Source organism: Pseudorhodobacter sp., assembly GCF_030452865.1.
Taxonomy (GTDB): domain Bacteria; phylum Pseudomonadota; class Alphaproteobacteria; order Rhodobacterales; family Rhodobacteraceae; genus Pseudorhodobacter.
Genome location: NZ_JAKDLJ010000086.1, coordinates 1 through 11,169, shown reverse-complemented (window position 1 = coordinate 11,169; position 11,169 = coordinate 1). Strand labels below are relative to the sequence as shown.

General features: G+C 60.3%; 12 protein-coding genes. 9 read left to right on the top strand and 3 right to left on the bottom strand.

All coding sequences use genetic code 11. The annotated features are described in order from the left end of the window. Both L0H65_RS07295 and L0H65_RS07290 read right to left on the bottom strand, forming a co-directional pair. A partial coding sequence (locus L0H65_RS07295; RefSeq protein WP_301458177.1) for an NnrU family protein occupies positions 1-597 on the bottom strand: 597 nt, incomplete at its 3' end. A gap of 14 nt (positions 598-611) precedes the next feature. Continuing rightward, positions 612-1,457 (bottom strand): CoA ester lyase, encoded by an 846-nt coding sequence (locus tag L0H65_RS07290; RefSeq protein ID WP_301458176.1) that lies wholly within the window; start codon positions 1,455-1,457, stop codon positions 612-614. A gap of 186 nt (positions 1,458-1,643) precedes the next feature. On the opposite strand from L0H65_RS07290, the gene L0H65_RS07285 reads away from it, so the two are divergent. Further along, positions 1,644-1,964 (top strand): hypothetical protein, encoded by a 321-nt coding sequence (locus L0H65_RS07285; protein ID WP_301458175.1) that lies wholly within the window; start codon positions 1,644-1,646, stop codon positions 1,962-1,964. On the opposite strand, the gene L0H65_RS07280 is transcribed toward L0H65_RS07285, so the two are convergent. Next, positions 1,961-2,704 (bottom strand): sulfite exporter TauE/SafE family protein, encoded by a 744-nt coding sequence (locus tag L0H65_RS07280; protein ID WP_301458174.1) that lies wholly within the window; start codon positions 2,702-2,704, stop codon positions 1,961-1,963. The genes L0H65_RS07285 and L0H65_RS07280 overlap by 4 nt on opposite strands. Positions 2,705-2,877: 173 nt before the next feature. Between L0H65_RS07280 and mdh the strand changes: the two genes are divergently transcribed. The 8 genes from mdh to L0H65_RS07240 all read left to right on the top strand — a co-directional run. Further along, positions 2,878-3,840: a malate dehydrogenase gene (mdh, locus tag L0H65_RS07275; RefSeq protein ID WP_301458173.1), complete on the top strand. Its 963-nt coding sequence runs from the start codon at positions 2,878-2,880 to the stop codon at positions 3,838-3,840. Between the two features lie 144 nt (positions 3,841-3,984). Next, positions 3,985-4,920, top strand: coding sequence for a hypothetical protein (locus L0H65_RS07270; protein WP_301458172.1), 936 nt, complete (start codon positions 3,985-3,987; stop codon positions 4,918-4,920). Positions 4,921-5,179: 259 nt separating this feature from the next. Next, complete coding sequence (gene sucC, locus L0H65_RS07265; RefSeq protein ID WP_301458171.1) at positions 5,180-6,373, top strand: ADP-forming succinate--CoA ligase subunit beta; 1,194 nt, start codon at positions 5,180-5,182, stop codon at positions 6,371-6,373. Positions 6,374-6,378: 5 nt separating this feature from the next. After that, positions 6,379-6,882: a hypothetical protein gene (locus L0H65_RS07260; protein WP_301458170.1), complete on the top strand. Its 504-nt coding sequence runs from the start codon at positions 6,379-6,381 to the stop codon at positions 6,880-6,882. A 108-nt stretch (positions 6,883-6,990) separates the two neighbouring features. Then, positions 6,991-7,188: a hypothetical protein gene (locus tag L0H65_RS07255; RefSeq protein ID WP_301458169.1), complete on the top strand. Its 198-nt coding sequence runs from the start codon at positions 6,991-6,993 to the stop codon at positions 7,186-7,188. A 44-nt stretch (positions 7,189-7,232) separates the two neighbouring features. Beyond that, positions 7,233-8,117 (top strand): succinate--CoA ligase subunit alpha, encoded by an 885-nt coding sequence (gene sucD, locus L0H65_RS07250; protein ID WP_301458168.1) that lies wholly within the window; start codon positions 7,233-7,235, stop codon positions 8,115-8,117. 111 nt (positions 8,118-8,228) lie between these two features. After that, positions 8,229-8,801 carry a hypothetical protein gene (locus L0H65_RS07245; protein ID WP_301458167.1) on the top strand — a complete coding sequence of 191 codons (573 nt, stop codon included), beginning with the start codon at positions 8,229-8,231 and terminating at the stop codon, positions 8,799-8,801. A gap of 12 nt (positions 8,802-8,813) precedes the next feature. Next, the coding region (locus L0H65_RS07240; RefSeq protein WP_301458166.1) for a 2-oxoglutarate dehydrogenase E1 component at positions 8,814-11,169 on the top strand (2,356 nt) is incomplete at its 3' end.

The window sequence follows — 11,169 nt, the reverse complement described above, 5'->3', positions numbered from 1 at the left end:
CCACAGCCGCCCCGCCGCCAGCACCGCCGGCCAGGCCGCCACCTCGGGATGCACCGACTCCAGCACGGCGCGTTGCTCCCCCGCGATGTCCCGGACGCGGCGGCGCAGCTGGGCCAGGTAGCGCAGGTAGTCGCGGCGGTCCTCGTCGACGGTGGCCGAGCGGTTGCCCCCGCCGCGGCCACCCGAGCCGGTGAGCACCATGCCCAGCGTCGAGATCATGAACATGCCGCCGAACAGCAGAAACGATGGCGTATCCCCGTTCACCAGCAAATGCGCGATGGCCCAAAGTTTCACCGCCGTCAGTTGCGGGTTGCGCACCCATTTCGTGATGCGGGTTTTCGCGCCCGATGCGGCGAACAGATAAAAAGCAAATACCATCAAAAGATCGGCAATCCCGACTGTTGCCGGGTTGCGACCCCAGTAAACCGTGCCTTCCGCGCCGCGATAGCCGATCACCATCAACACGATTGCAAGGACGGAGCCGAGCGCCACAATTCCCTTGCCCTTGTCGCCAAACCTCGCGCGGCTGTCCGGGGCGATGCGTTTCCAGAAATGGACGCCGGACCAAAGCAACAGGCCGAGTAGGATAAGAAACATGCGGGAACCCTTTGCTATTGCAGCGCGGCGATGGCCGCCGCTTTCGTCAACGTCGCCTTTGCCGTCACGATATGCAAGTTCTCAACGATGCGACCATCGACCACCGCCACACCTTGCCCTGCCGCCTGTGCCGCTTCGAAAGCCGCGATCTGGGTTTTCGCCAGCGTGATCTCTGCCTCTGACGGTGCAAACGCGGCATTTGCAATCGCCAGTTGCGCCGGGTGGATCAGGGTCTTGCCGTCAAACCCCATGTCGCGGCCCTGTTCACATTCGGCGCGCAAACCGTCTTCATCCTTGAAAGCGTTGAACACCCCATCAACGATGGTCAACCCATGCGCTTTTGCCGCCAGCAGGCACAGCCCCAACCCCGCTTGCATCGGCAAACGGTCGGCGCGAAAACGGCTGCCCAGCTCTTTCGCCAGATCATTCGTGCCCATCACCATACCGGTCAGCCGCGGATGCGCCGCAATCGCGCCTGCGTTCAGCATCCCCTGCGCGGTTTCCATCATCGCCCAAAGCGCCACATCGGGTGCAAGCGCCGCCACCGCATCCAGATCAACGGCGGAGGAAACCTTGGGGATCAGCAGCGCATCAATCCGCGCCCCGGAAAAGGCGGCAATATCCGCCGCCCCCCATTCGGTGTCCAACCCGTTCACCCGCACAATCTTCATCCGCTGGCCGTAATCGGCCTGCGCCAGAACCTGCGCGAGCATCACCCGCGCGCCGGATTTTTCGTCGGGCGCAACTGCATCTTCCAGATCGAAGATGATCGCATCGGCGGCCAGCGTTTGCGCTTTCTCCAACGCGCGGGTGTTGGAGCCGGGAATATAAAGAACGGACCGAGTGGGGCGATGTGCCATGATTCTCTCCCAAGCAACAATCTTACGCTAGGGACCACGATTTGCTCACTTTCGGCAAGGGGTGATTTGCCGCGATGCAGCATCGCGCCGCGTCACCCGCGCAATTTTCGCGCGCAGGATTAACCCTTTTTTCGCGGTATCGGATGCAGGCTTGGCTCAGCGCCGCCATCGCCAAAGGAACTGCATATGATGAAGATCCGGATCAGACAGCTATTCGCCCTGTCCCTTGGCTTTGCCGGGCTGATTCTTGTCACGCAGGCGCGGGCGGGAATCGACTGTGGCCCGCGTGACAGGGTGCTGGCGCGGTTTGTCGAACCTTACCACCAAACCCAGCGCGCGATTGGTCCCGCAGGCAAGGACATGGTGATGGAAACCTTCGTCAGTGATCTGACGCAAAGCTGGTCGATCACGGTGACAACGCCGCAAGGCGATGCTTGCCTCATCGCCTCCGGACTTGGCCTCGATACATTGGCACTTGTCTTGCCCCCGCAAGGTGATCCGGCCTAAGGCCGCAGCGCGACCCAAAGCATCCGCAGCGACAGCAACAAAAGCGCCCAATGGACCAAGGCGAAAAACGCCTTTTCCGGCATGACATGCACCAGTTTCACCCCGGCAAACACCGCCAGACTTGCGGGCACAAACAGCCAGACCGCAATGTGCAAGCTGTCGAATGACAGCATCCCCACCGCCCAGTAGGCCGGCAGCTTGATCGCATTGACCCAGGCGAACAGGATGGTGGAGGTTCCGGCGAACACCGCTTTCGGCAATTGCAGCGGCAAGGCGTAAATCTGGAACGGCGGCCCGCCGGAATGGCTGACAAAGCTGGTAAATCCGGCTGCTGTGCCCCAAACCAGTCCCGGCCCGACCCGCGCAGGCTTTGCCTCCGGCGATGTCCACCAGCCCAGCAAGCGGCTGGTGGCAAAACTGCTTCCCAAAGCGCCGATCACCCCGCCAACCAGCGTTTCCGAAACCAGATGCGCGGTGGCCCAACCAATCGCCACACCGATCGCCGTGGCTGGCACCATGATTTTCAGCACCCGTGCATCGAAGTCCCTTCGATAGGCCCAAAGCCCGAACCAATCCGACACGATGTAAATCGGCAGCAGCAACCCCGCCGCCTGCAACGGCGGCATCACCAGCGACAGAATCGGCACCGACATCATTGCGACCACGGGCAAGCCGCCCTTCGACAACCCGACCGCGACAGAGGCCAGCACCGCAATCACCCAGAATGTTGCGCCGTCCATCCCGAACCCCGTCACCCGCCGCCTCGTCCAAAGCCCATGTGACATCCATTAGCGTCAAACATTGCCGCGCGCCATGCCGCCCGGTTTCATGCCGCGATGCAGCGGTCTTGCTTTAGCTGCCGAAGGGGTCTAGGCATCCAGCCATCAAAATTCCCATCCGGAGACGAAAAATCATGGCACGACCCAAGATTGCACTCATCGGCGCAGGCCAGATCGGCGGCACGCTTGCCCATCTCGCAGCGATCAAGGAACTGGGCGATATCGTCCTGTTCGACATTGCCGAAGGCACCCCGCAAGGCAAGGCGCTCGATATCTCGCAGGCCGGTCCTGCCGAAGGGTTCGACGCCACAATCAAAGGCGCGAATGATTACGAAGGTATCGCGGGCGCGGATGTCTGCATCGTCACCGCAGGCATTCCGCGCAAGCCGGGGATGAGCCGGGATGACCTGCTGGGCATCAACCTCAAGGTAATGAAATCGGTTGGCGAAGGTATCGCCAAACACGCCCCGAATGCCTTTGTAATCTGCATCACCAACCCACTTGACGCGATGGTTTGGGCCTTGCGCGAATTTTCCGGCCTGCCGCATAACAAGGTTGTCGGCATGGCAGGTGTCTTGGACTCCTCGCGTTTCCGCCACTTCCTGTCACTGGAATTCAACGTCTCCATGCGCGATGTGACAGCCTTTGTGCTGGGTGGTCATGGCGATACCATGGTGCCTTTGGCGCGCTATTCCACCGTTGGCGGCATCCCGCTGCCGGATCTGATCGAGATGGGCTGGACCACGCAGGACAAGCTGGACGCGATCATCCAGCGCACCCGTGACGGCGGCGCGGAAATCGTTGGACTGCTGAAAACAGGGTCCGCCTTCTACGCCCCCGCGACCTCGGCGATCGAAATGGCGGAAGCCTTCCTCAAGGACCAAAAGCGTCTGTTGCCCTGCGCCGCTTGGTGTGACGGCGAAATCGGCGTCAAGGGCATGTATGTCGGCGTTCCCACCATCATCGGCGCGGGCGGCGTCGAGCGTATCGTCGATATCAAGATGAGCGCGACGGAACAGGCGATGTTCGACAAGTCGGTGACGGCGGTGAAAGGCCTTGTCGCGGCCTGCAAAGAGATTGACCCGTCGTTGAAATAACCACCAATTCAATTCCGAAGCCCTTGGTTTCCCGACAAGCCCTGCGTCCTCGCGCGGGGCTTGTTTTATTTGTGCTGGCGGTGGTAGCCATGGGATTGAACCTGAAAAACCATCGCCTGCAAAACCGCGCAAGGATCCCAAGTCTTGATCGCACAGCCCACGCTTTCACCCGATGCCTCGCCGCTGCCGCCGGGATTCGACCCGCTGCGCAAGGCGTGTGACGTGGCAGCGGGCGGGATTTTCATTGAGACGGATCATCACGTTCTGGCCTATCTTCCCGGCAAGGATCGGCTTGTCGTGACCTTCGACAATCTGTCCTCGGATCGCGAGGTTGAAAACCGGCAGCCCTTCGCCGCCGAACTGGTGCGCCGCCAGGGCTGGGGCATTCTCGGCGTGATGATGAAGCGCAAAGACTGGTTCCAGTGCCCGCAGTTGAAAACCCAAATGCTGGCGCTGAAAGGCGCGGGGCTGTTTGAAAGTTATCCGGAGGTGAGCCTTTATGGCTCCTCCATGGGCGGCTTTGGTGCGGCGGTTTTTGCCTCGCTCGCGCCCGGTTGCACGGTGCTGGCACTGGCCCCGCAAACCAGCCTTGACCAGACCGTCGCACCGTTTGAAACCCGCTATCGCTATGGGCGCAGCCTTGGCGATTGGTCCGCACCCTTCCATGACGCCGCCGAAGGCATCCGCCACGCTGCCCGCGCCTATATCATCTATGACCCGCAGGTGGCGGAGGACCGGTTGCATGCCGAGCGTATGGCCGGGGGCGGCACCCTGCTGCTGCCGGTGCCGCATTTCACCCATAAGATCCCGCCGATGTTCAAACGGATGGAGGTGCTGAAAGACGTGGCGATGATGGGCATGTCGGGCCAACTCGACCCCTTGTCCTTTCGCCGTTTGATGCGCAAACGCCGGGTTGCAGTGCCGTATCTGTTGACAATGATCGGCGCTGCGGTCGCGCGCGGGCGGCTTGATCTGGCCGCTGTCGCCGCCAATCGCGCACATGAACTGGTGCCGAACTGGAAGCTGCGAAAACTGCAAAACGAAATCCGGTTGGCGCAGGCGGCCGCGGCTGCGGAATGAAGACCAGCTACTGAATTTTTGCGGCCCTTTCAGGTGATTATGCGGAAGAATCGTTCGAAGGACGCATAAACCTGGGCGGTAGGAAGGGCCAGATTCGCAAAAGCGAATCAGTGTCGAAATATTTGTGATCACACTTTTCAAGGCTGTGATCACAAATGTCGGATTTATCGCGCGAAAGCCACTTTATGGCGGAAAACCCTTTTATATCGGGGGGGATCCGTGCCATCACTAGGCAAATTCCGAACCGATAGGACAGCCGATGAACATCCATGAATATCAGGCCAAGGCTCTTTTGCGCAGCTATGGTGCGCCGGTGTCCGATGGTCGCGCGGTGCTGCGCGCCGAAGAAGCGAAGACGGCGGCGGGCGAAATGGATGGCCCGCTTTGGGTGGTGAAGGCGCAAATCCACGCAGGCGGTCGCGGCAAGGGGCATTTCAAAGAGGCGCAGGCCGGTGAAAAAGGCGGTGTGCGGCTGGCGAAATCGGTTGGCGAAGCGGCGGAGATGGCCAAGCAAATGCTGGGCCGCACCCTCGTCACCCATCAAACCGGCCCGGCGGGCAAGCAGGTGAACCGCATCTATATCGAAGACGGCTCCGACATCGCGCGCGAACTTTACCTTGCGCTGCTGGTGGATCGTCAAGCCTCCCGCATTTCCTTCGTCGCCTCCACCGAAGGCGGCATGGATATCGAAGAAGTCGCGGCCAAGACCCCGGAAAAGATCGTCAGCTTCTCGGTCGACCCCGCGTCGGGCCTGTCGGATTTCCACGGCCGCCGCGTTGCCTTCGCGCTGGGGCTGGAAGGCGCGCAGGTCAAGCAATGCGTCGGTTTGGTCCGCATCCTCTACAAAGCCTTCGTCGAGAAGGACATGGAGATGCTGGAAATCAACCCGCTGGTTGTTACGCCCGATGGCAACCTCAAGGTGTTGGATGCCAAGATTTCCTTCGACGGCAACGCGCTTTATCGCCATTCCGATATCCTCGCCCTGCGCGATGAGACGGAAGAAGACCCGAAAGAACTCGCGGCCTCCAAATTCGATCTGAACTATATCGCCCTGGACGGTGATATTGGCTGCATGGTCAATGGTGCCGGGCTTGCGATGGCGACGATGGACATCATCAAACTTTACGGCGCGGCCCCGGCGAACTTTCTGGACGTTGGCGGCGGGGCGACCAAGGAAAAGGTGACCGAGGCGTTCAAGATCATCACCTCTGACCCGCAGGTGAAGGGGATTTTGGTCAATATCTTCGGCGGTATCATGCGCTGCGATGTGATCGCCGAAGGCGTGATTGCTGCGGTGAAAGAGGTGGGCCTCAAGGTGCCGCTGGTCGTGCGGCTGGAAGGCACCAATGTCGAGAAGGGCAAGGATATCATCAAGAATTCCGGGCTGAACGTGATTGCAGCCGATGATCTCAAAGACGGCGCGCAAAAGATCGTGAAAGCGGTGAAAGGCTGATGACCATGCTGCGCGCCGTTGCATTTGCCTTGCTGGTTGCGGCCCCCGCAGCCGCACAGGACCGCGAGATGCTCGGTGCGCAACTGTCGCAACTCGCCTCCGGCGGTCCGGAGGTTCTGCAAGCTGCCTATGCGGCGTGTATCCTTGGCGGTGGCACAGTCGACGGCGCTGTGGCGCTTTTCGCCGACCACGGCTGGACCCGGATGGATGATGTCGAAATGAGCAGCACTGAATTGCGCTCGACGGCGACAGAGGTGGTCGTGACGCTTTATGACGAAGGCCGCATCTGCGCGGTGGTGAGTGAGAAACTGGGCACCGAAACCGCGAATGGCGCGCTGGTTCCGGTGATCGCCCTCGCGGGTTGGCCGATGAAATCGGTGGAAATGGCCGACGGCTGCACCGCCTATCAGCTTGGCGATGGGCTGATGGCCAGCGTCACCTCCTCCGGGCAGGATCCGGTTTGTTATTCGACTGACAGCAGCGATGTCAGGTTTACCTTCGGCCCTTGAGGCCCATGTCACATCGGGGCGGCCTGTGACGGGCCGCTTCCCCAACAACTCCCCATGCCGCACAATCGAAAGATGCGATCAGGGGCAACAGTGGTGAAAGGAAAGACAATGCGTAATTTGGTTATCGGTTCCGGGGTTTTGTTGCTGCTTGCCGCATGTGGCGGAGGCGTGGCGTTAGGCCCGGCGGATCGGGGTGACAACGGAAATGCGGTCTGCATGCAGCAGTCGCAATGGGCGCAAAGCGGCAAGGTCGACGGTGGCGATATCATCATCACTTGCCCGGGTTATGCCCGCCCCGGCTATTGAAATCGACGCCTTCGGGCGTCACATGACCACAGAAGGAGGCCCGGATGGCCGTACTCGTCGATAAGAATACCCGTGTAATCTGTCAGGGGCTCACGGGAAGCCAGGGCACATTCCATTCGGAGCAGGCGATTGCCTATGGCACCAAGATGGTCGGCGGCGTGACGCCGGGCAAGGGCGGGCAGGAGCATATCGGCCTGCCGGTGTTCAATTCGGTGTTCGAGGCGCGCGAGCGCACCAAGGCCAATGCGTCAGTGATCTATGTGCCGCCACCCTTTGCCGCAGATTCCATTCTGGAGGCGATTGACGCCGAGATGGAATTGATCGTCTGCATCACAGAAGGCATCCCGGTTCTGGACATGATGCGGGTCAAGCGCGCTTTGGAAGGCTCCAAATCCCGCTTGATCGGGCCGAACTGCCCCGGCGTCATCACCCCCGGCGAATGCAAGATCGGCATCATGCCCGGCCATATCCACAAACGCGGCTCTTGCGGCGTTGTCTCCCGCTCCGGCACGCTGACCTATGAGGCGGTGAAGCAAACCACCGATCTGGGGCTTGGCCAATCCTCGGCTGTCGGTATCGGCGGCGACCCGATCAAAGGGACCGAGCATATCGACGTGCTGGAGATGTTTCTGGCCGATCCCGAAACCACCTCGATCATCATGATCGGCGAAATCGGTGGCTCGGCGGAGGAGGAGGCCGCGCAGTTTCTGGCGGATGAGCGCAAAGCCGGTCGCTGGAAGCCGACCGCAGGCTTCATCGCCGGCCGCACCGCCCCCCCCGGCCGCCGTATGGGCCACGCAGGCGCGATTGTCGCGGGTGGCAAAGGCGACGCGGAAAGCAAGATCGAAGCGATGAAACGCGCCGGAATCGTGGTTGCCGAAAGCCCGGCAGGCTTGGGCGAAGCGGTGATGGCGGCGATCAAGGGGTAGGCAAATGCCATGACAGCGCACCTCGCCATATCAGCAGTTTCTGCCGCGTTCGCACTCACCTTGGCGGGAACGTCCGCCAAGGCTGATGTACAGGTTGCGCTGAACGCCTGCTTGACCGGAAGCGCCGATGCGTCCGAAGTATCAAGCCTTTTGGTCAAAAACGGCTGGACCCCGGTATCTTTGGAAACACTGCCCGAGTACGGCCAGCTTTTCGGGGACTTGACGGTTGTAAGAAACTTGTTCATCGAAGGCCTTCCCAACCTGAATGACAGCGCCCGCCATCGCTATTTTACGGATGGACGGATCACGTTGATCGAGCGTGAGCTGTCAGAGATGGTGAAGATGGGCCTGACTGATCCCTTGCAAAGCGAAAAATTCCAAACGTTCCTTTTGCGCGAGAATGCGACCTCAATTTGGCTAAAGATCAATCCCTATAGCTTCGACAATACCGCTGGAGAGCAGGTTGAATGTGTCATGCTTGCCCCGAACGGATCAGAGAGCAAATTGGTTTTGCCAGCGCCTACCAAACAAGAAACGCCCTTCGATGATTTTGTGCGCATGTTTCTGGGCGGAGACTCCGAGAGTGTGAAATGGGATATCCAACCTGACAGATTTACGCATCTTACGGGTGCGCGTGCGAGTCTGGCCGGGGTCATACAAACCCGGCGACCGATTGACCGATAAGGAAAACTGAAAATGACCGAACAATCCCCCAACGCCCAATTCCGCGCCGAAGACTTCCTTGACGGTGCCAACGCCGATTACATCGACCAGATGGCGGCGCGGCATGCCCACGACCCGGCAAGCGTCGATGCAAGCTGGGCCGCGTTCTTCAAGGAACTCGGTGAGGCGGATAGTGTGGCCGAGGCTGCCGCCGCTGGCCCGTCATGGGCGCGCGCCGATTGGCCGCCCATGCCCGCCGATGATCTGACCGCCGCGCTGACCGGCGAATGGCCGGCGATGCCGTCGAAAGAGGGCAAGGCCGCCGGCGAAAAGATCATCGCGAAAGCCGCCGCTTCTGGGGTGTCGCTTTCGGATGCGCAAGTACAGCGTGCGGTGCTGGATTCTATCCGCGCGCTGATGATCATCCGCGCTTACCGTATCCGGGGCCATCTCGCCGCTGATCTCGACCCGCTGAACATGCGCGATGAAACCAACCATCCGGAGCTTGACCCGAAATCCTACGGTTTCGCCGATAGCGACATGGACCGCCCGATCTTCATCGACAACGTGCTGGGCCTTGAGGTCGCGTCGATGCACGAAATCATCGACATCGTGAAACGCACCTATTGCGGCACCTTCGCACTGCAATACATGCATATTTCCAACCCGGACGAAGCCGCCTGGCTGAAAGAACGCATCGAAGGCTACGGCAAGGAAATCGCCTTCACCCGTGAAGGGCGCAAAGCCATTTTGAACAAACTGGTGGAAGCGGAGGGGTTTGAGAAGTTCCTGCATGTGAAATACATGGGGACCAAGCGTTTCGGCCTTGATGGCGGCGAAAGCCTGATCCCGGCGATGGAACAGATCATCAAACGCGGCGGTGCGCTTGGCGTGCAGGATATCGTGATCGGCATGCCGCACCGTGGCCGCCTCTCGGTGCTTGCCAATGTGATGGCCAAACCCTACCGCGCGATTTTCAACGAATTTCAGGGTGGCAGCTTCAAGCCTGAAGATGTCGGTGGTTCGGGCGATGTGAAATACCACCTTGGCGCCTCATCGGACCGCGAATTTGACGGCAATGTGGTTCACCTGTCGCTGACAGCCAACCCCAGCCATCTGGAGGCGGTGAACCCGGTGGTTCTCGGCAAGGTCCGCGCCAAGCAGGACCAGTTGCATGACACCGACCGCGACCGTGTATTGCCGATCCTGCTGCATGGCGACGCGGCCTTTGCCGGTCAAGGCGTTGTGGCCGAATGTTTCGGTCTTTCGGGCCTGCGCGGCCACCGCACCGGTGGGACCATGCATATCGTGGTCAACAACCAGATCGGCTTTACGACAGCACCTTCGTTCAGCCGCTCCTCACCCTATCCCACCGATATCGCGCTGATGGTCGAAGCGCCGATTTTCCACGTCAACGGTGATGACCCGGAGGCAGTGGTCCATGCCGCCAAGGTCGCAACCGAATTCCGGCAGAAATTCCACAAGGATGTGGTGATCGACATTTTCTGCTACCGCCGCTTTGGGCATAACGAAGGCGATGAGCCGATGTTCACCAACCCGGCGATGTATGTGCAGATCAAGAAGCACAAGACCACGCTGACGCTGTACACCGAACGTCTCGTCAAGGAAGGGCTGATGCCCGAGGGCGAGATCGAGGATATGAAAGCCGCGTTTCAGGACCACCTGAACGCGGAATTTGAGGTCGGCAAGGATTACAAACCGAACAAGGCCGATTGGCTTGATGGCCGCTGGAAGAACGTCACCCGTGAGGGTGAGGATTATGAGCCGGGCAAAACCTCGATCACGGCGGAAACCATGGCGGAGGTGGGCAGCGCACTGACCAGCGTGCCGGAACGCTTCAACCTGCACAAGACCGTGGGCCGTTTGCTGGAAGCCAAGGACAAGATGTTCGCCGATGGCAAGGGTTTTGACTGGGCGACTGCCGAGGCGCTTGCCTTTGGTTCCCTCGTGACCGAAGGTTTCCCGGTGCGCCTGTCGGGTCAGGACTGCACGCGCGGCACCTTCAGCCAGCGTCATTCCGCCTTTGTCGACCAGATGACCGAAGATCGGCACTACCCGCTCAACCACATCCGCGACGGGCAAGCGCGGTATGAGGTGATCGATTCCATGCTGTCGGAATATGCGGTGCTTGGCTTTGAATACGGCTATTCGCTGTCGGAACCCAATGCCTTGACCATGTGGGAGGCGCAGTTCGGCGACTTCGCCAATGGCGCGCAGATCATGTTTGATCAGTTCATCAATTCGGGCGAAAGCAAATGGCTGCGGATGTCGGGCCTCGTCTGTCTGCTGCCGCACGGCAATGAGGGGCAGGGGCCGGAACACTCCTCCGCCCGCCCCGCACGCTTCTTGCAAATGTCCGCGCAGGATA

Coding starts and splice junctions, on each gene's coding strand:
- L0H65_RS07290 (WP_301458176.1), bottom strand. CDS start 1,457: ATGGCACATCGCCCCACTCGGTCCGTTCTTTATATTCCCGGCTCCAAC.
- L0H65_RS07285 (WP_301458175.1), top strand. CDS start 1,644: ATGATGAAGATCCGGATCAGACAGCTATTCGCCCTGTCCCTTGGCTTT.
- L0H65_RS07280 (WP_301458174.1), bottom strand. CDS start 2,704: ATGGACGGCGCAACATTCTGGGTGATTGCGGTGCTGGCCTCTGTCGCG.
- mdh (WP_301458173.1), top strand. CDS start 2,878: ATGGCACGACCCAAGATTGCACTCATCGGCGCAGGCCAGATCGGCGGC.
- sucC (WP_301458171.1), top strand. CDS start 5,180: ATGAACATCCATGAATATCAGGCCAAGGCTCTTTTGCGCAGCTATGGT.
- L0H65_RS07260 (WP_301458170.1), top strand. CDS start 6,379: ATGCTGCGCGCCGTTGCATTTGCCTTGCTGGTTGCGGCCCCCGCAGCC.
- L0H65_RS07255 (WP_301458169.1), top strand. CDS start 6,991: ATGCGTAATTTGGTTATCGGTTCCGGGGTTTTGTTGCTGCTTGCCGCA.
- sucD (WP_301458168.1), top strand. CDS start 7,233: ATGGCCGTACTCGTCGATAAGAATACCCGTGTAATCTGTCAGGGGCTC.